Here is a 19,264-nt window from a genome sequence, read left to right as displayed (position 1 = left end):
CGCCGCTCGCGGTCCAACCCCATAAGCCTTCGTCGTTAAGGACTCATCGCCTTGAGAAACCCGCGTGCGCTACCCGTGATGCTGTCGCTGATGCTCGGCCTGGGTGGTTGCGCCACGGTCAGTCAGCCGCACGAAGTGACGCAGGCGCTGCCCGCTGGCGACTCGGCCTTCGGTCGCTCGGTGCAGCGCCAGGCTTCAGCCTATGAGGGGCGTTCCGGCTTTCGCCTGCTACCCAACAGCAACGAGGCTTTTCGTGCCCGCGCCGAGCTCATCCGCAACGCCCAATCGAGCATCGACCTGCAGTACTACATCGTCCATGACGGCCTGAGCACCCGCGCGCTGGTACATGAACTGCTACTGGCCGCCGACCGTGGTGTGCGCGTGCGCATCCTGCTTGACGACACCACCAGCGATGGCCTCGATGTTCAGATGGCCACCCTCGCCGCCCACCCCAACATCCACATCCGCGTATTCAATCCCTTGCGCCTTGGGCGCAGCACTGGCCCGACCCGGGCCGTGGGCCGCTTGTTCAATCTCAATCTGCAGCACCGGCGCATGCACAACAAACTGTGGCTGGTGGACAACAGCATGGCGATTGTCGGCGGGCGCAACCTGGGCGATGAGTACTTCGATGCCGAACCCAACCTGAACTTCACCGACATCGACCTGCTCGGCGTCGGCCCGGTGGCCGAGCAGCTGGGGCACAGCTTTGACCAGTACTGGAACAGCGCATTGAGCAAGCCAATCGGCGACTTTCTCCTGACCCAGCCCGACGCCAGCGACCTGCGGGCCAGCCGCCAGCGCCTGGAGGCCTACCTCGCCGACGCCAGGATCAAGCGCAAGCCCCTGTACGACCGCTTGATGGCCTACCAGACTCAACCGCGCCTGGACGTGTGGCGCAACGAGTTGATCTGGGCTCACAACCAGGCGCTCTGGGACGCACCGAGCAAGGTACTGGCCAGCGACGAACCCGACCCGCAGCTGCTGATGACGCAGCAGTTGGCCCCGGAGATGAACGGCGTGCAGCACGAACTGATCATGATCTCGGCCTACTTCGTCCCCGGCGAGCCCGGCCTGCTGTACCTCACCAGCCGCGCCGATGCCGGCGTGTCGGTCAAGTTACTGACCAACTCCCTGGAAGCCACTGACGTACCGGCGGTTCATGGCGGCTATGCCCCCTACCGCCGGGCATTGCTGGAGCATGGCGTACATCTGTATGAACTGCGCCGCCAGCCCGGCGACCCCAGCGCCAATCGGGGATTGCGGCTGTATGGCAGCTCCGACTCCAGCTTGCACAGCAAGGCAATCATCTTCGACCGGCGCAAGACCTTCATCGGCTCGTTCAACTTTGACCCGCGCTCAGTGCTGTGGAACACCGAAGTAGGCATTCTGGTCGACAGCCAGGAACTGGCCGAGTACGCCCGCGAGCTCGCGGTCCAGGGTATGTCCCCGGCGTTGAGCTACCAACCGCAACTGGTGAACGACAAGATTGTCTGGGTCACTGAAGACAACCACCACCTGCATACACTCACCACCGAGCCCGGCGGGCTGTGGCGACGCTTCAACGCCTGGGTCAGCAAGGCCGTGGGCCTGGAACGAATGCTCTAGGCCGACGCCGGTTCGAAGGCATTCGGTCGTCGCGCCAGCAGCACCAGGCCGGCAGCGCCAGCCGCCATCAGCAACGGCAAGGCATGCCCACTGACCCACTGACTGCCCGCCCCCGCCGCCAGCGGCCCTATCAGGCAACCAATCCCCCACAATTGCGCCACATGGGCGTTGGCGCGCACCAGCGCATCGTCGCGGTAGCGCTCGCCGATCAGCACCAGCGACAAGGTGAACAGGCCGCCAGCACTGGCGCCGAACAAGACCCATAGCGGCCAGATCATCCAGGTCTGCATGAACAGCGGAATGGCCAGGCTCGAGAGCAGCAGGGTCAGCGCGCAGCCGCTGAACAGGGTGCGCCGCGACATACGATCGGCCAAGGCGCCGATGGGCAGTTGCAGCAGCGCGTCGCCCACCACCACCGTGCTGACCATGAACAAGGCCAGTTCGGTGCTGAAGCCTTGTTGCAGGCAATAGACCGGCAGCAGGGTCAGGATCATCGCCTCGAACGCGGCAAACAGGGCAATGGCCCAGGCAATCACCGGCAAGCGCCGGCAAAAGCCGATCAGGTCGTTGAAGGTGACACTGCAGGACTCCGAAACCGGCGCCCCACTGCGCCCCAGCAGCACCAGTGGTGCCACCAGTAACAGACCAGCTCCCACCCAGAAACCGAGGTCATCCTCCGACCCCACCACCCCAAGCAGCAGCGGGCCGGCCAACTGGCTCAAGGCATAGGTGCTGCCGTACAGCGCCACCAGCCGGCCGCGCCATTGCTCGACCACCAACTGGTTGATCCAACTTTCGCCCAGAATGAAAACAATCGTCAGGATCACGCCGATCAGCAGGCGCAGTACCAGCCATATCGGGTAACTGGGCAACAGTGCCAGCAAACCGATCGACAATGCCCCGGCCCACAAGCACAGGCGCATCAGCCCGGGCGTACCGAACCGGGCAGCAAGACGGCTGGATACTTTGGCGCCGACCAGCACTCCGATAGCCGGCATCGCCGCCATCACACCAATGGCAAAGCTGCCATAACCCCAGCCCTCCAGGCGCAGGGACACCAGCGGCATGCTGACTCCCAGTGCAAGGCCGACACTGAGCACCGCCGAGAGCACGGCGAAATAAGTACCCCAACGCATTGCAGCCTCCCAGGCTGTGGTGATAGAGCAGAAACAACACAGCCGGACCTGCATCGAGCAAGGTCCGGCTGTGTACGGGATCGAACGGCTGTGGTTACAGCTTGATCCAGGTCGCCTTCAGCTCGGTGTACTTGTCCAGCGCGTGCAGCGACTTGTCACGGCCGTTGCCCGACTGCTTGAAGCCACCGAACGGTGCGGTCATGTCGCCGCCGTCGTACTGGTTGACCCAGACGCTACCAGCACGCAGGGCCTTGGCGGTCAGGTGAGCCTTGGAGATATCGGCCGTCCACACACCGGCGGCCAGGCCGTACGGGGTGTCGTTGGCGATATTGATCGCTTCTTCGACGGTGTCGAAGGTAATCACCGACAGTACCGGGCCGAAGATTTCTTCCTGGGCAATCTTCATGGCGTTGGTCACGCCGTCGAAGATGGTCGGCTCGACGTAGGTACCGCCAGTCTCTTCGAGAATACGCTTGCCACCCACCAGCAGCTTGGCGCCGTCACTATGACCCGCATCGATGTACGACAGCACGGTGTTCATCTGCTGGGTATCGACCAGCGCCCCCACGGTGGTTGCCGGGTCCAGCGGGTTGCCAGGTTTCCAGGCCTTGAGGGCTTCGAGTACCAGGGGCAGGAACTTGTCCTTGATCGAACGCTCCACCAGCAGGCGCGAACCGGCGGTGCACACTTCGCCCTGGTTGAAGGCAATGGCACTGGCGGCAGCTTCAGCAGCAGCATTCAGGTCCGGTGCGTCGGCGAAGACGATGTTCGGGCTCTTGCCGCCGGCTTCCAGCCAGACGCGCTTCATGTTCGACTCACCGGCGTAGATCATCAACTGCTTGGCGATCTTGGTGGAACCGGTGAATACCAGGGTGTCCACATCCATATGCAGGGCCAGGGCCTTGCCGACGGTGTGGCCGTAGCCTGGCAGCACGTTGAGCACGCCTGCCGGGATACCGGCTTCGATAGCCAACTGGGCAATACGGATGGCCGTCAGCGGCGACTTTTCCGACGGCTTTAGCACCACCGAGTTACCGGTGGCCAGGGCCGGGCCGAGTTTCCAGCACGCCATCAGCAGCGGGAAGTTCCACGGCACGATAGCGGCAACCACGCCCACCGGCTCACGGGTAACCAGACCGAGTTGATCGTGCGGGGTGGCCGCGACTTCGTCGTAGATCTTGTCGATGGCTTCGCCGTTCCAGCTCAGCGCCTGTGCCGCACCCGGAACGTCGATGTTCAGCGAGTCATTGATCGGCTTGCCCATGTCCAGGGTTTCCAGCAGTGCCAGCTCCTCGACGTTTGCGTTGAGCAGGGCGGCAAAGCGGATCATGGTGGCCTTGCGCTTGGCCGGGGCCAGGCGCGACCAGACACCAGAGGCGAAGGTAGCGCGGGCGTTTTCGACGGCACGCTGGGCGTCGGCGTCGTCACAGCTGGCAACCTGTGCCAGCAGGCGGCCATCGACCGGGCTGAGGCATTCGAAGGTCGCGCCGGAAACGGCGGCGGTATATTCACCGTTGATGAAGGCACGGCCCTCGATCTTCAGTTGCTGGGCACGCTGTTCCCAATCCGCACGAGTCAGGGTGGTCATACGAAACTCCTCCTCTTGTATTAAGGTGCAGTGCCGCACGAGGGATCAGGGCACTGTCAAAAATTCTGGCTGGGCGAGCTACGCGCACAGGCACCTGCCACCCTAAACCACTGGCGACCCAATTATCAATATATTTGACATAATCAGCCCAGACACCTACTGATGTTCATTTTATTAAACAAACAAGAGAGCTAGCCATGCGCATTGACCAGATCATCGACTTCGCTCAGGTCCTCACCGAGGCCGAGCGCTATCGTCCAGCCGCTGAAAAAGTGCTCAAGGGCGACCCTGAGCAGGCCGTCTACAACCACTATTCCAGCCCATGCGGTCAGTTTGCGGCGGGGGTTTGGGAAGGCGAGATTGGCCAGTGGACCGTCAATTACACCGAACACGAATACTGCGAGATCGTGCAGGGCGTTTCGGTGCTGCGCGATGAAAATGGTGGGGCGAAGACCTTGCGTGCCGGCGATCGGTTCGTGATTCCGGCGGGCTTCACAGGCACCTGGGAAGTGCTGGAGCCGTGCCGCAAGATCTATGTGATGTTCGAACAGAAATAATGAGCAGGAGCGGGCTTGCCCCACGATAGATTGTTTCGCGAGAGAAGCCCGCGCCTACCGAGGTGCCAAAAAAAAGGGCCCGTATCCAGAGATACGGGCCCTTTTTTCGTCAGCCGGATCAATTACTTGATCTTGGCTTCCTTGTAGATCACGTGCTTGCGAACAACCGGATCGAATTTTTTGATTTCGATTTTGTCCGGAGTGGTGCGCTTGTTCTTGTCGGTGGTGTAGAAGTGGCCGGTATTAGCGGTCGACACCAGACGGATCAATTCACGCATGATTCTCTCCCTTAGACCTTGGCGCCGTTACGGCGAATGTCGACCAGAACGGCATCAATGCCGCGCTTGTCGATGATGCGCATGCCTTTGGCAGATACGCGCAGACGCACGAAACGCTTCTCGGACTCGACCCAGAAGCGATGATGCTGCAGGTTCGGCAGGAAACGACGACGGGTTTTGTTGTTTGCGTGGGAAATGTTATTCCCGGTTACCGGACCCTTACCGGTAACTTGACAGACTCTCGACATGCCTCAGCCCTCTAAAACCACATGCCCAACCCGGCATGGGTTGGCCGCTTAATCTCTCAGTCTTTGGCGCCAGGCGCCGTGTTTCTTCAGGGTCTTATCGACTCAATCAGCAGATGCGACAAGCCGAGCCCCTAGAAAAGAGCGCTGCTTTATACCAGAAAGACCAAAGCACAACAACAGAAGATGTGCTTTGACTTGATGATGGAGACGCGGGAGCAGCATAACGACTGGCCCGGCAAGGTGTCGACCACTCGTCGCACGAATGGCAAAAAAGGATATGGTCATTTGTGAGCCAGCGCACTAGGGTAGGACGTTTCCAGACTGCACTGGCAGATGGGCCAACGATCAGCCAAGGAATCCCCCATGCGCGCTGCCGCTCTACCCCTGTTGTTCGCCACCCTGCTCGGCCCGGCTTTCGCCCAGGCGGCTGCGCTGAGTGTGTGCACCGAGGCCAGTCCTGAAGGCTTTGATGTGGTTCAGTACAATTCACTGACTACCACCAACGCCTCGGCTGATGTCTTGATGAACCGCCTGGTCGAATTCGATGCCGTCCAGGGCAAGGTCGTACCCAGCCTGGCCGAGCGCTGGACAGTTTCGCCAGACGGCCTGGTCTACGAATTCAAGTTGCGCCCGGAGGTCAAGTTTCACAGCACTGGTTACTTCAAGCCAGGCCGCAGCCTGAACGCCGACGACGTGCTGTTCAGCTTCCAACGCATGATTTACCCGGCCCACTCCTGGCACAAGATCGCCCAGAGTGGCTATCCCCATGCCCAGTCACTGCAGTTGCCGGAGCTGATCAAACACATCGAGGCACCAGAGCCGCTGACGGTGCGTTTTACCCTCAATCATGCCGACGCGACCTTCCTGCCGACCCTGAGCATGGGTTTCGCTTCGATCTACTCGGCCGAATATGCGGACCAGTTGCTCAAGGCCGGCACCCCGGAAAAACTCAATAGCCAACCGATCGGCACCGGTCCATTCGTGTTCAACCGCTTCCAGAAGGATGCGGTGATTCGCTACCGGGCCAACCCGGATTACTTTGACGGCAAGCCGGCGGTCGACCCGCTGATCTATGCCATCACTCCGGATGCCAACGTGCGCCTGCAGAAGCTCAAGCGCAACGAGTGCCAGATCGCCTTGTCACCCAAGCCGCTGGACATTGCCGCGGCCAAAGATGATGCGGCCTTGAAGGTCGAAAAGACCGAAGCCTTCATGACCGCGTTCCTGGCCATCAACAGTCAGCATGCGCCACTGGACAAAGTTGAAGTCAGGCAAGCCATCAACCTGGCTTTCGACAAGGCCAGCTACCTCAAGGCCGTTTTTGAAGACACCGCCGTTGCTGCCAATGGCCCCTACCCGCCCAATACCTGGAGCTATGCCAAGGACCTGCCCGGCTACCCCACCAACCTCGACAAAGCCCGTGCCCTGCTGGAAAAGGCTGGTTTGAAGGACGGCTTCAGCACCACCATCTGGACCCGCCCGCAAGGCAGCCTGCTCAACCCCAACCCGAGCCTGGGCGCGCAATTGCTGCAGGCGGACCTGGCCAAAATTGGTATCAAGGCCGAAATTCGTGTCATTGAATGGGGTGAGCTGATTCGCCGGGCCAAGGCAGGCGAGCATGACCTGCTCTTCATGGGCTGGGCGGGCGACAATGGCGACCCGGATAACTTCCTCAGCCCGCAGTTCGCGTGCGCCGCGGTCAAGTCAGGGACCAACTTCGCCCGCTATTGCGACCCGCGCCTGGACCAGCTGATCAGTGCCGGCAAGACCACTACCGACCAAAGCGTGCGCAGCCGCCTGTACCAGCAAGCCCAGGCACTGATCCAGCAACAGGCACTGTGGTTGCCGCTGGCGCATCCGACGGCTGCGGCACTGATGCGCCAGGGCGTGGAGGGTTATCGGGTCAGCCCATTTGGCCGCCAGGACTTTGCCAAGGTCAGTACGACGCGCTGAACCACCCCTGCTCGACCATTGATAGCGGCTCACCGTCGCCAACGATGAAATGGTCGAGCAGCCGTACCTCGATCAATGCCAGTGCCTCCTTGAGGCGTAGCGTGAGGTTCACGTCGGCCTGGCTCGGCTCCGATACGCCCGACGGATGGTTATGGCAGAGAATCACTGCCGCAGAATTGTGCGCCAGGGCACGCTTGACCACTTGCCGGGGATAAACGCTGGCACTGTCGATAGAGCCTCGAAACAGTGCTTCGAACCCCAGCAAACGGTGCTTGGTGTCGAGAAACAGGCAGGCAAATACTTCGTGTGGCTCATGGCGCAACTGGGCTTTGAAATAGTCCTTTACCGCCGTGGGGCTTTCCAGTGCAGAACCACGCCGCAGTTGATCGGCCAGGTGGCGCCGGGACATTTCCATCACCGCCTGCAATTGCGCGAACTTGGCAGGGCCCAGGCCAAACTCCTTGTTGAAGCGGACGTCATCGGCTTCGAGCAACTCACGCAGGCCACCGAATTGCCTGAGCAGATGACGGGCCAGATCGACCGCGCTATAGCCCCTGGCGCCGGTGCGCAGGAATATCGCCAGCAGCTCGGCATCCGAAAGGCTTAACGCGCCTTGTTCCAGCAATTTCTCCCGCGGTCTCTCCGCCGCAGGCCAGTCCCTGATACTCATGCCTCACCTCCCTGTCTATCGGTTACTGCTCCTGTGTTACAGCCCTGTGCTACATTAGCCCCTCTTTTTTCCGCGACGATTCGGCCTGGGGAGGCGTCGTCGCCGCGTGCAATCACTGAGCAAAAGGCAAGCCTATGCAGCGGCTGTATCGTAAGCGCATCGTTCTCGGCGTCGGCGGCGGTATCGCCGCCTACAAGAGTGCCGAACTGGTTCGCCGACTCCTGGAACACGGCGCGCAGGTGCGTGTCGTCATGACCCGCGGCGGCGCTGAGTTCATCACGCCGCTGACCCTGCAGGCACTGTCCGGCCACCCGGTGCACATGGATCTATTGGACCCTGCTGCCGAAGCGGCGATGGGCCATATCGAACTGGCCAAGTGGGCTGACCTGGTGCTGATCGCCCCGGCCACTGCAGACCTGCTGGCCCGCCTGGCCCAGGGCGTGGCCGACGACCTGCTGACCACCCTGGTACTGGCCACCGACGCCACCGTGGCTGTCGCCCCGGCCATGAACCAGGCCATGTGGCGCGACCCGGCCACCCAGGCCAATCTCGATCTGCTGCAAAGTCGCAATATCAAGGTCTTTGGCCCGGCCTCCGGTAGCCAGGCCTGTGGCGATGTCGGCCTGGGCCGCATGCTCGAGGCCAACGACCTGGCCTGGTGCGCGGCGGAAAGCTTCCAGCGCCAGTCGCTGACCGGCAAACACATTGTGATCACCGCTGGCCCGACCCAGGAAAACATCGACCCGGTGCGCTACATCACCAACCATAGCTCCGGGAAAATGGGCTTCGCCCTGGCCGAAGCCGCCGTCGAGGCGGGCGCCAAGGTGACATTGATCAGCGGCCCGGTTCACTTGCCAACACCCGACCGGGCGTCGCGCATCGACGTTGTCAGTGCTCGCGACATGCTGGCCGCCTGTGAAGCGGCCATGCCCTGCGATATTTTCATCGCCTCAGCCGCGGTCGCAGACTACCGCCCTGAAGTGGTCGCGCCGCAAAAACTCAAGAAAGACCCTACGACAGGTGACGGCCTGCTGCTGCAGATGGTCCGTAACCCGGACATTCTCGCCACCATTGCCACCCGTCCCGATCGCCCGTTCAGCGTCGGCTTTGCCGCCGAGACCGAACACCTGCTCGATTACGCAGCGCGCAAGCTCAAGGACAAAAACCTCGACCTGATTGTCGCCAACGATGTGGCCAACCCCAGCATCGGCTTCAACAGCGAGGAAAACGCCTGCAGCGTGATCGATCGCCAGCTCCACGAAACACTCTTTGCACAAACCAGCAAGGGCAAGATCGCCCGCCAGCTGGTTGCTTTCATCGCCGAACGTCTCAACCAGGTTTAATTCTGCATGCACGCTCTACAAGCCAAGATTCTCGACCCACGCATCGGCAACGAATTCCCGCTGCCACAGTACGCTACACCCGGTTCGGCCGGCCTCGACCTGCGCGCCATGCTCAAGGAAGACACCCTCCTCGAGCCAGGCCAGACCCTACTGATCCCTACCGGCCTGTCGATCTACATCGGTGATCCAGGCCTTGCCGCCATGATCCTGCCGCGCTCGGGCCTGGGCCACAAACATGGCATCGTGCTGGGCAACCTGATCGGCCTGATCGACTCCGACTACCAGGGTGAACTGATGGTGTCGTGCTGGAACCGTGGCCAGACCCCTTTCACCATTGCCATCGGCGAGCGCATCGCACAACTGGTGTTGGTGCCCGTCGTACAGGCTCATTTCGACATTGTCGAAGCCTTCGACGAAAGCCAGCGTGGCGCTGGTGGCTTCGGCCATTCCGGCAGCCACTGATCCCTCGACTCATTACCTCGCGCCAAGGACGGCGAACTCTCTGGCGAAAACGTCGTCAAAGCGTTCAGTTTGAGCCTGCCCTGCACGCCCTCGATATTGGAGCTTCCCCAGAGATGAACGACATGGCACACCTGGTACCAGCACTTCCAGAAAGCATCTTCCGCGCCTACGACATTCGGGGCGTAGTCGGTGACACCCTGACCGCCGAAACCGCCTACTGGATCGGCCGCGCCATCGGCGCACAGACCCTCGCCCAGGGCGAACCCAACATTTCTGTCGGCCGTGACGGTCGCCTGTCCGGCCCGATGCTGGTCGAGCAACTGATCAAAGGCCTGGTCGAAGCCGGCTGCCTGGTCAGCGACGTCGGCCTGGTGCCGACCCCTGCCCTGTACTACGCCGCCAACGTGCTGGCCGGCAAGTCCGGGGTCATGCTCACCGGCAGCCACAACCCGCCGAACTACAATGGCTTCAAGATCGTCATCGCTGGCGACACCCTGGCCAACGAGCAGATCCAGGCCCTGCTGACTCGCCTGAAAACCAACGACCTGAGCCGTGGCGACGGCCGCGTGGAAAAAGTCGAGATCCTCGAACGCTACTTCCAGCAGATCACCGCTGACATCAAGCTGGCTAAGACACTCAAGGTGGTCGTCGACTGCGGCAACGGCGCTGCCGGCGTGATTGCGCCGCAACTGATCGAAGCCCTGGGCTGCGAAATGATCCCGCTGTTCTGCGAAGTCGACGGCAACTTCCCGAATCATCACCCCGATCCGGGCAAGCCAGAGAACCTGGTGGACCTGATCGCCAAGGTCAAGCAAACCGGTGCTGACCTGGGCCTGGCCTTCGATGGCGACGGCGACCGCGTTGGTGTTGTGACCAACACTGGCAACATCGTCTACCCGGATCGCCTGCTGATGCTCTTTGCCCAGGATGTGCTTGAGCGCAACCCGGGCGCCGAAATCATCTTCGACGTCAAATGCACCCGTCGCCTGACGCCGCTGATCGAGCAATTCGGTGGCCGTGCGCTGATGTGGAAAACCGGTCATTCGTTGATCAAGAAGAAGATGAAGCAGACCGGTGCCTTGCTGGCCGGCGAAATGAGCGGCCACATCTTCATCAAAGAGCGCTGGTATGGTTTTGATGACGGCATCTACAGTGCCGCGCGCCTGCTGGAGATCCTCAGCAAGGCCAACACCGACGCCGAACAGCTGTTCGCTGCATTCCCGAACGATATTTCCACGCCGGAAATCAACATTGATGTGACCGACGAGGGTAAATTCAGCATCATTGATGCACTGCAACGCGAGGCCGATTGGGGCGATGACGCCAACCTGACCACCATTGACGGTGTGCGGGTCGACTACCCCAACGGCTGGGGCCTGGTACGCGCTTCCAACACCACACCAGTGCTGGTACTGCGCTTCGAGGCCGACAATGACGCCGAGCTGCAGCGAATCAAAGAGGTATTCCGCGCACAGCTCAAGCGCGTAGCCGCTGACCTGCAACCAACGTTCTGACCGACCATTTGTTCCAATTGGAGCCCTGCATGACCCTCGATCGCGATGCCGCCACCCATGTCGCCAAGGTTTTGTCCGAAGCGCTGCCTTACATTCGCCGCTTTGTCGGTAAAACCCTGGTGATCAAATACGGCGGCAACGCGATGGAGAGCGAAGAGCTCAAAACCGGTTTTGCTCGCGATGTGGTACTGATGAAGGCCGTGGGTATCAACCCCGTGGTTGTACACGGCGGCGGCCCGCAGATCGGTGATCTGCTCAAGCGCCTGTCAATCGAGAGCCACTTTATCGATGGCATGCGCGTTACCGATGCGCAGACCATGGACGTGGTGGAAATGGTCCTGGGCGGCCAGGTGAACAAGGACATCGTCAACCTGATCAACCGTCATGGCGGCAGCGCCATCGGCCTGACCGGTAAAGATGCCGAGCTGATTCGTGCGAAAAAGCTCACCGTTACCCGCCAGACGCCAGAGATGACCACCCCGGAAATCATCGACATCGGTCATGTCGGCGAAGTGGTCGGGGTTAACACCGATCTGCTGAATATGCTGGTCAAAGGTGATTTCATTCCCGTGATCGCACCGATCGGCGTAGGCGCCAACGGCGAGTCGTACAACATCAACGCCGACCTGGTCGCCGGCAAGGTCGCCGAAGCACTGAAAGCTGAAAAGCTGATGCTGCTGACCAACATCGCCGGCCTGATGGACAAGCAAGGCACTGTGCTTACTGGCCTGACCACCGAGCAGGTCAACGAGCTGATCGCTGACGGCACTATCTACGGCGGCATGCTACCGAAGATCCGCTGCGCCCTGGAAGCGGTGCAAGGCGGCGTGAACAGCTCGCACATCATTGATGGTCGCGTGCCCAATGCAGTGCTGCTGGAGATCTTTACCGACAGTGGCGTGGGTACTCTGATCACCAACGACAAGTCACGCTGAGGCCTGTAGGAGCGGGCTTGCCCCGCGATCAAGACATAAAAAAGGCGACCTGATGGTCGCCTTTTTTATGTACCTCAGATCCCGTACTGGGCCCGATAGGCCTCGACGGCCGGCAGATGCTGCTTGAGTGCCGGATCGTCCGCAAGGAACTGCAGCACCTGGGTCAGTGAAACGATGCTGACCACCGGAATGCCGAAGTCGCGCTCCACTTCCTGGATAGCCGACAGCTCGCCGTTGCCCCGCTCCTGGCGGTTCAAGGCGATCAGAACGCCTGCAGCCTTGGCCTGTTGGCCCTGGATGATCTGCATGACCTCACGGATTGCAGTGCCGGCAGTGATCACGTCGTCGATGATCAGCACGTCGCCTGTCAGCGGCGCACCGACCAGGCTGCCTCCTTCGCCGTGTGCCTTGGCTTCCTTGCGGTTGAAACACCATGGCAGGTCGAGGTTGTGGTGCTCGGCCAGGGCCACTGCAGTGGCTGCCGCCAGGGGAATACCCTTGTAGGCGGGGCCGAACAGCACGTCGAACGGAATCTTGCTGTCGACGATTGCCGCCGCATAGAAACGTCCGAGCTGAGCCAGGGCAGAGCCGCTGTTGAACAGGCCGGCATTGAAGAAATACGGGCTGGTGCGGCCCGACTTGAGGGTGAATTCACCGAAGCGCAGAACCCCGCGGTCGATGGCAAAACGAATGAAGTCGCGCTGATACGGCTGCATGAAGAGTCCCGGATACCACGGATTTAGCTAATTGAGTACAGCTCGGGTATCATACACGCACGAGATTTTTGGGGCCATTTATGCGGATCATCAGTGTGAACGTTAATGGCATTCAGGCTGCAGTCGAGCGTGGTTTGCTCAGCTGGCTGCAAGCCCAGAATGCTGACGTCATCTGCCTTCAGGATACCCGCGCCTCGGCCTTTGAACTCGACGACCCAGCTTTCCAGCTCGATGGCTACTTCCTTTATGCCTGCGATGCAGAAGTTCCCGCCCAAGGCGGCGTGGCACTTTATTCGCGGTTGCAGCCCAAGGCAGTCATCAGCGGCCTGGGCTTCGAGACAGCCGATCGCTACGGACGTTACCTGCAGGCCGATTTCGACAAGGTAAGCATCGCAACGCTGCTGCTGCCTTCTGGAATGAACGGCGACGAAGACTTGAACCAGAAATTCAAGTTGATGGACGACTTCGCCAAGTACCTGGACAAACAGCGACGCAAACGTCGTGAGTACATCTATTGCGGCTCGTTGTATGTGGCGCAACAGAAGCTCGACGTCAAGAACTGGCGTGACGGCCAGCAGTCACCAGGTTTCCTGGCGCCGGAGCGCGCCTGGATGGACACCGTTGTCGGTGACATGGGTTATGTCGACGCCTTGCGCGAAGTCAGCCGTGAAGGCGACCAGTACAGCTGGTGGCCAGACAACGAGCAGGCTGAAATGCTGAACCTGGGCTGGCGCTTTGACTACCAGCTCCTGACCCCAGGCCTGCGTCGCTTTGTACGAAGCGCTCGCCTGCCGCGTCAGCCACGCTTCTCCCAGCACGCGCCACTGATCGTGGACTACGACTGGACGCTGACGATCTGATCGCTCAGCCACAAAAAAGCCGACATTGCGTCGGCTTTTTTGTGGCTGCTGCTTTTATCAGATCATTATTTGATCGGTCGCCAGGTCAGCGGATAGCGATAGGGCTGGCCATCATTGGCCTTGACCCCGGCAATGATGGTCAGGACCAGCACGGCGACCATCAACATGCCAAACAGCACGATACCCACCAGCACGAACATCAGCGCAAAGCAGATGATCGATGCCAGGAATACCGTGAGCTGGAAATTCAGCGCTTCCTTGCCCTGGGCATCAATGAACGGATCCAGGTCTTTCTTCCAGATCCACATCACCAGCGGCCCGAGCAAATTGCCGAACGGAACGATCAGGCCCAGCAGCGCGGCAAGGTGGCAGAACATTGCCCACTGCCTGATCTCGGCATTGGGGGTGGGCAACTGCAGCGGTTGCTCGCTCATGCTCTGCTCCTTGCGTTGGCGAAATCAGTCGGCCAGCGAGGCTTTCTGCAGTTCGAACAGGTCGACCATGCCTTTTTGAGCCAGCGCCAGCATGGCGTTGAGCTCTTCTGGCTGGAACGGTGCACCTTCAGCGGTACCCTGGACTTCGATGAAACCTCCCTGGCTGGTCATGACCACGTTCAGGTCGGTCTCGGCAGCGGAGTCTTCAAGGTAGTCCAGGTCGAGCACCGCCTCGCCCTGGTACATGCCCACCGAAACTGCGGCGATCATGTGCTTGAGCGGGTCGCCGCCCTTGAGACCACCACGTTTTTTGACCACACGCAGCGCATCAACCAGGGCAACCATGGCGCCAGTGATCGAAGCGGTGCGGGTGCCGCCGTCAGCCTGGATCACGTCGCAGTCGACGTACAGGGTGATGTCGCCCAACTTGCTCATGTCCAGCGCGGCGCGCAGCGAGCGGCCGATCAGGCGCTGGATCTCGAGGGTGCGACCACCCTGCTTGCCACGGGCGGCTTCGCGCTGGTTACGCTCGCCGGTGGAGCGCGGCAGCATGCCGTACTCGGCGGTCAACCAGCCTTGGCCCTGGCCCTTGAGGAATCGCGGCACGCCGTTTTCGACGCTGACTGTGCATACGACTTTGGTGTCACCGAACTCGACCAGTACTGATCCCTCGGCGTGTTTGGTGTAGTTGCGGGTGATGCGGATCGAGCGGAGCTGATCGGCAGCGCGACCACTTGGACGTTTCATTTGGGATACCTGTACTGGGTTTGAATCTGCCCAGCATTATAGAGTGCGCCGGCCTTCGTGGACACGCCTATTGTCGCAACCCCGAAACAGACGGCCCAGCGGCGTTGGTCCGGTTTTTTGCGGACGCTGCCAGACTGTTTGTAACATCAGTGGATTGGGAGCTGGCGCCGCACTGCGCTACAATCCTGCGCCTTTGCAGCCGGTTGGCTTCCCTTGACCCATCTTTTGCGAGGTACTTCCCATGGTGCACAGCATGACCGCTTTTGCTCGTGTCGAGCGCGCCGGTAGCCAGGGCACCCTGATCTGGGAATTGCGCTCGGTCAACCATCGCTACCTGGAACCCCACCTGCGCCTGCCAGAGGCCCTGCGCGACCTCGAAGGTGCAGTGCGTGAAGCCTTGCGCCAAGGCCTGTCACGCGGCAAGGTCGAATGCACCTTGCGCTTCAATGAAGAGAGCATTGGCAAGCCGCTGCAGGTAGACCGCGAGCGCGCGGCCCAATTGGTTGCGGCCGCCGAGACCGTTGCCAGCCTGATCCAGCAGCCGGCACCGTTGAATCCGCTGGAAGTGCTGGCCTGGCCTGGTGTGCTGGTGGCAGATGCCAGCGACCCTCAAACCCTCAACAATGAGGCTATCGCCTTATTCGAAGAGGCGCTCAAGGAGCTCAAGAACGGTCGGGGCCGCGAAGGCAGCGAACTGGCCCGCCTGATCAATGAGCGCCTGGACAGCATGGCCAGCGAAGTCACCACCCTGCGCGCCCTGGTGCCGCAGATGCTGGCCACCCAGCGTCAGAAAGTCCTCGATCGCTTCGCCGACATGCAGGCCGAACTCGACCCGCAGCGCCTGGAACAGGAAATGGTCCTGCTGGCGCAGAAGAGTGACGTCGCCGAAGAGCTCGACCGTCTGAGCACCCACATCACCGAAGTTCGCCGGGTGCTCAAATCCGGTGGCGCCGCCGGTCGCCGCCTGGATTTCCTGATGCAGGAGCTCAACCGCGAAGCCAATACCCTGGGCTCCAAAGCCTTCGACCCACGCAGCACCCAGTCCGCGGTCAACCTCAAGGTACTGATCGAGCAGATGCGTGAACAAGTACAGAACATTGAGTAAGGCCACCCCCACCATGAATCACAGCAGCGGCACCCTTTATATCGTTTCGGCTCCCTCCGGTGCCGGCAAGACCAGCCTGGTCAAAGCCCTGATCGACGCCCAGCCGACCATCCGCGTCTCGGTCTCGCACACCACCCGCGCCATGCGACCGGGAGAAGAGCACGGGGTGAACTACCACTTCGTCGATCACGCCGAGTTCGCCCGCATGACCGAGCAGGGTGATTTTCTTGAGCAGGCCGAGGTGTTCGGCAATTACTACGGCACCTCGCGCAGCGCGCTGCAGTACACCCTCGACCAGGGCCATGACCTGATCCTGGAGATCGACTGGCAAGGTGCCCAGCAGGTGCGCAAGCTGATGCCCGAGGCACGCTCGATCTTCATCCTGCCGCCAACCCAGGAAGCCCTGCGCCAGCGCCTGACCAACCGTGGCCAGGACAGCGACGAGATCATCGAAGGCCGGATGCGTGAAGCTGTGAGCGAGATGAGCCATTACGACGAGTATGACTTCGTCATCATCAACGACGACTTCGCCACTGCGCTGGAAGACCTCAAGGCGGTATTCCGCGCCAACCGCTTGCTGCAGGCGAACCAGCAGCAGCGTCATGGCCATTTGCTCAAGCAATTGCTTGCCTGAGCAACTGGCAACTCCAGCCGCTTAGCGGCGGCTGGAGACCGTGGCGTGACGGTGCAGGGTCATGCCCAGGAAGAACGCCGGCGCCCGCAGGCGTGACAGCAACATCAGCCCCAGCCCCAGCAGTGTGATGATCACTGCGATCACGAACACCAGGCCCAAGCCCCCGACATGCGAACCGCTGCCAAACGAAGGCGAAGCGCTGTCGTATGCCGTCTGCAGGAAAATCACCGAGAGAATGCCGCCACCCAGCAGTGGGCACAGGCCGCGCATCAGGAAGTGACGAACGCTGTCGAACAGGCTGTGACGGAAGTACCAGACGCACGCATAGGCCGTCAGCGAGTAGTAGAAGCAGATCATCATGCCCAGGGCGGTGATGGTGTCTGCCAGCACGTTCTCACTCAAGGTACGCATGGTGACGTAGAACACCGCCGCCGCCACACCAGCACAGATGGTGGCATAACGGGGGGTTTTCGAGCGTGGGCAGACGCTGGCGAAACGCTCCGGCACCGCGCCGTAGTACCCCATGGCCAGCAAGGTGCGCGCCGGCGAAACGAAGGTCGACTGCAGCGAGGCGGCGGTACTGGCCAGTACGGCGATGGACATCAGGATCGCCAGTGGCCCCATGACTGGACCTGCCAGGTGAGCGAAGACGTTTTCCTGGATACGTGGATTGTTCAGGCCCAGGCCGATATCGCCGATACCGGCAAACTGCAGGGTGGCAATCGCTGTGACCAGGTACAGGCCCAGAATCAGCAGTACCGTCAGGGTCGCTGCTCGGCCAGGCGTATCACCGCTGCCCACCGACTCTTCACTGATACTCAGGCAGACATCCCAGCCCCAGAAGATGAAGATCGACAGCGACAGGCCTGCGGTGAATGCCGAGAACGACTCGACACCAAAGGGGTTGAACCAGTCCAGGTCAAACTCCAGTGGCGGGGTATCGACAGAAGAGCCCCCGAACGCGGCCATGGCAAAGCCCACCAGCACCACCAGCTGCAATGCCACCAGGCCGTACTGCACGGTCATGGTGGTGGCAATCCCGCGGCAGCAGATCCACACCGCCATGGCGATGAACACGCAACAGGTGACCACGTTGATCAGCAAGTTGTCGCTTAGCGCAGCCACCTCGTGGCTGCCGGTGATTTGCCCGAGAAAGAGGTAAAAGAAGTCCACCGCCACGCCGGCGAGGTTGGACAAGACGATCGTGGTTGCCGTTACCAGCCCCCAGCCACCAATCCAGCCGATCATCGGGCCAAATGCCCGGGCCGACCAGGTAAAGGACGTACCGCTGTCAGGCTCCGCCGAGTTCAGCTCGCGGTAACCCAGGGCCACCAGCAGCATGGGCAGGAAGCCAACGATGAACACTGCCGGCAGATGGGCACCGACCTCGCGCACGGTTGGTCCGAGCGCGCCGGTGAGGGTGTACACCGGTGCAATGGTGGAAATGCCAAGCACAATGCTCGCCAGCAGCCCGAGCCGGCCCTTGGCCAGCCCCTTGGTTGCTTTCGCTGCAGTATTTGCCTGGGTGCGAGCCTGTCCCATACCTGGGGACAAGCCTGCTTCGAATTCGCTCATGAGTAGTGCCGCCGCTTTTGGTATTGTTTTTCAGGACGCCCCGCAGGGCGCCCGCTTTCACTCATTCAAACCTGTTGCCGATACTGCACGTCCGGATCACCCGGATGACCTCATAGGGCCTTCTCCCGGTAGCACTCGCCCCTTGCACGGGCCAGGCATGCTTCACGAAACGCCTGGAACAGACGCAGCGAAACCGGGTTTTCGGCCAGGCGGTACTCGGGGTGCCATTGCACACCGACTACAAAGCCCGGGGCGTCTGGCATCGACACCGCTTCAATCAACCCATCGGGCGCCCGCGCTTCCGCGCGCAAATCACCCGCCAGGCGATCGATGCCCTGGCTGTGAAGGGAATTGACCATGAAGCCGGGCTCCAGCCCAAGGCGCTCGAACAACCCGCCGGGCTGAACGGTAACGCTATGGCGCGGGCTGTATTGCTCTTCCAGTGGTGCGTCCTGCGGCTCGCGGTGATCCAGGAAACCTGGCAGCTCCTGCACCCGCTGGTGCAAGGTGCCGCCCAAGGCGACATTCAGTTCCTGAAACCCACGGCAGATGCAGAACACCGGCACACCGCTGGCAATGGCGGCCTGCAGCAAAGGCAGGGTCAAGCGGTCGCGAAACACATCGTGCTTCGTACCTTCCACGCTGGGGGCGCCATTGTAATGATGCGGCTCGACATTTGAAGGCGAACCGGTAAAAAGAATGCCATCCAGGCGCTCGAGCACGCGCTGTGGATCGACTGGCTCGGCCCGCGCCGGAAGAATCAGCGGAATCCCGGCGAAGCCTGCCGCCTCGACATATTTGTCGCCCACGGTATGCGACGAGTTGTGGCCAAGCTGCTGACGACAAGCCGAAATGCCAATCAAAGGCGGCAGGTCATTGGTAGTTTGCATGGGTTCACCCT

The 19,264-nt window shown here is 61.1% G+C and carries 19 protein-coding genes and 1 pseudogene; 10 read left to right on the top strand and 10 right to left on the bottom strand.

What is annotated here, in order from left to right; all coding sequences use genetic code 11:
• The first annotated feature begins 51 nt into the window (after positions 1–51).
• Positions 52–1,608 carry a phospholipase D family protein gene (locus ABVN19_RS23575; protein ID WP_028942445.1) on the top strand — a complete coding sequence of 519 codons (1,557 nt, stop codon included), beginning with the start codon at positions 52–54 and terminating at the stop codon, positions 1,606–1,608.
• On the opposite strand, the gene ABVN19_RS23570 is transcribed toward ABVN19_RS23575, so the two are convergent.
• Both ABVN19_RS23570 and ABVN19_RS23565 read right to left on the bottom strand, forming a co-directional pair.
• Positions 1,605–2,744, bottom strand: coding sequence for an MFS transporter (locus ABVN19_RS23570; RefSeq protein WP_028942446.1), 1,140 nt, complete (start codon positions 2,742–2,744; stop codon positions 1,605–1,607). The genes ABVN19_RS23575 and ABVN19_RS23570 overlap by 4 nt on opposite strands.
• Positions 2,745–2,838: 94 nt before the next feature.
• The gene (locus ABVN19_RS23565; RefSeq protein WP_028942447.1) at positions 2,839–4,332 is read right to left on the bottom strand and encodes an aldehyde dehydrogenase; all 1,494 of its coding nucleotides are present in this window, start codon (positions 4,330–4,332) and stop codon (positions 2,839–2,841) included.
• 197 nt (positions 4,333–4,529) lie between these two features.
• Between ABVN19_RS23565 and ABVN19_RS23560 the strand changes: the two genes are divergently transcribed.
• Complete coding sequence (locus ABVN19_RS23560; RefSeq protein WP_028942448.1) at positions 4,530–4,889, top strand: cupin domain-containing protein; 360 nt, start codon at positions 4,530–4,532, stop codon at positions 4,887–4,889.
• 122 nt (positions 4,890–5,011) lie between these two features.
• Here ABVN19_RS23560 and rpmG read toward each other — a convergent pair whose 3' ends face one another.
• Both rpmG and rpmB read right to left on the bottom strand, forming a co-directional pair.
• On the bottom strand, positions 5,012–5,167 hold the full coding sequence (rpmG, locus tag ABVN19_RS23555; RefSeq protein ID WP_010225867.1) for a 50S ribosomal protein L33: 156 nt from the start codon (positions 5,165–5,167) through the stop codon (positions 5,012–5,014).
• An 11-nt stretch (positions 5,168–5,178) separates the two neighbouring features.
• On the bottom strand, positions 5,179–5,415 hold the full coding sequence (gene rpmB / locus ABVN19_RS23550) for a 50S ribosomal protein L28 (protein WP_010225868.1): 237 nt from the start codon (positions 5,413–5,415) through the stop codon (positions 5,179–5,181).
• Between the two features lie 363 nt (positions 5,416–5,778).
• Here rpmB and ABVN19_RS23545 point away from each other — a divergent pair, with 363 nt between their 5' ends.
• Complete coding sequence (locus ABVN19_RS23545; RefSeq protein WP_105641041.1) at positions 5,779–7,368, top strand: ABC transporter substrate-binding protein; 1,590 nt, start codon at positions 5,779–5,781, stop codon at positions 7,366–7,368.
• Here ABVN19_RS23545 and radC read toward each other — a convergent pair.
• Positions 7,352–8,038 (bottom strand): DNA repair protein RadC, encoded by a 687-nt coding sequence (radC, locus tag ABVN19_RS23540; protein ID WP_105641042.1) that lies wholly within the window; start codon positions 8,036–8,038, stop codon positions 7,352–7,354. The genes ABVN19_RS23545 and radC overlap by 17 nt on opposite strands.
• 134 nt (positions 8,039–8,172) lie before the next feature.
• Between radC and coaBC the strand changes: the two genes are divergently transcribed.
• The 4 genes and pseudogenes from coaBC to argB all read left to right on the top strand — a co-directional run bounded on the left by coaBC (position 8,173) and on the right by argB (position 12,292).
• Positions 8,173–9,381, top strand: coding sequence for a bifunctional phosphopantothenoylcysteine decarboxylase/phosphopantothenate--cysteine ligase CoaBC (gene coaBC, locus ABVN19_RS23535; protein ID WP_028942451.1), 1,209 nt, complete (start codon positions 8,173–8,175; stop codon positions 9,379–9,381).
• Between the two features lie 6 nt (positions 9,382–9,387).
• Complete coding sequence (gene dut / locus ABVN19_RS23530) at positions 9,388–9,843, top strand: dUTP diphosphatase (RefSeq protein WP_028942452.1); 456 nt, start codon at positions 9,388–9,390, stop codon at positions 9,841–9,843.
• Between the two features lie 143 nt (positions 9,844–9,986).
• Positions 9,987–11,357 (top strand): annotated as a pseudogene (locus ABVN19_RS23525) (phosphomannomutase/phosphoglucomutase); the annotation flags it as partial.
• Positions 11,358–11,386: 29 nt separating this feature from the next.
• On the top strand, positions 11,387–12,292 hold the full coding sequence (argB, locus tag ABVN19_RS23520; protein WP_105641044.1) for an acetylglutamate kinase: 906 nt from the start codon (positions 11,387–11,389) through the stop codon (positions 12,290–12,292).
• Between the two features lie 74 nt (positions 12,293–12,366).
• Here the strand turns inward: argB and pyrE are convergent, their stop codons facing one another.
• Positions 12,367–13,008 carry an orotate phosphoribosyltransferase gene (gene pyrE, locus ABVN19_RS23515; RefSeq protein WP_028942455.1) on the bottom strand — a complete coding sequence of 214 codons (642 nt, stop codon included), beginning with the start codon at positions 13,006–13,008 and terminating at the stop codon, positions 12,367–12,369.
• 80 nt (positions 13,009–13,088) lie between these two features.
• Here pyrE and ABVN19_RS23510 point away from each other — a divergent pair, with 80 nt between their 5' ends.
• Positions 13,089–13,868 carry an exodeoxyribonuclease III gene (locus ABVN19_RS23510; protein WP_028942456.1) on the top strand — a complete coding sequence of 260 codons (780 nt, stop codon included), beginning with the start codon at positions 13,089–13,091 and terminating at the stop codon, positions 13,866–13,868.
• Positions 13,869–13,933: 65 nt separating this feature from the next.
• Here ABVN19_RS23510 and ABVN19_RS23505 read toward each other — a convergent pair whose 3' ends face one another.
• Both ABVN19_RS23505 and rph read right to left on the bottom strand, forming a co-directional pair.
• Positions 13,934–14,302: a DUF4870 domain-containing protein gene (locus ABVN19_RS23505; protein ID WP_028942457.1), complete on the bottom strand. Its 369-nt coding sequence runs from the start codon at positions 14,300–14,302 to the stop codon at positions 13,934–13,936.
• 24 nt (positions 14,303–14,326) lie between these two features.
• Positions 14,327–15,049 (bottom strand): ribonuclease PH, encoded by a 723-nt coding sequence (gene rph, locus ABVN19_RS23500; RefSeq protein WP_028942458.1) that lies wholly within the window; start codon positions 15,047–15,049, stop codon positions 14,327–14,329.
• Positions 15,050–15,290: 241 nt separating this feature from the next.
• On the opposite strand from rph, the gene ABVN19_RS23495 reads away from it, so the two are divergent.
• The gene (locus tag ABVN19_RS23495) at positions 15,291–16,154 is read left to right on the top strand and encodes a YicC/YloC family endoribonuclease (RefSeq protein WP_028942459.1); all 864 of its coding nucleotides are present in this window, start codon (positions 15,291–15,293) and stop codon (positions 16,152–16,154) included.
• Positions 16,155–16,167: 13 nt separating this feature from the next.
• On the top strand, positions 16,168–16,788 hold the full coding sequence (gene gmk / locus ABVN19_RS23490) for a guanylate kinase (RefSeq protein ID WP_028942460.1): 621 nt from the start codon (positions 16,168–16,170) through the stop codon (positions 16,786–16,788).
• A gap of 21 nt (positions 16,789–16,809) precedes the next feature.
• Here the strand turns inward: gmk and ABVN19_RS23485 are convergent, their stop codons facing one another.
• On the bottom strand, positions 16,810–18,363 hold the full coding sequence (locus tag ABVN19_RS23485) for an APC family permease (protein ID WP_028942461.1): 1,554 nt from the start codon (positions 18,361–18,363) through the stop codon (positions 16,810–16,812).
• A 110-nt stretch (positions 18,364–18,473) separates the two neighbouring features.
• Positions 18,474–19,253 carry a gamma-glutamyl-gamma-aminobutyrate hydrolase family protein gene (locus tag ABVN19_RS23480; protein WP_105641045.1) on the bottom strand — a complete coding sequence of 260 codons (780 nt, stop codon included), beginning with the start codon at positions 19,251–19,253 and terminating at the stop codon, positions 18,474–18,476.
• Positions 19,254–19,264 lie beyond the last annotated feature (11 nt).

The organism is Pseudomonas vranovensis (assembly GCF_040438935.1).
GTDB classification, from domain to species: Bacteria; Pseudomonadota; Gammaproteobacteria; order Pseudomonadales; family Pseudomonadaceae; genus Aquipseudomonas; species Aquipseudomonas vranovensis.
Note: the sequence above shows the minus strand (reverse complement) of the source record. Positions and strands in the feature narration are given on the sequence as shown.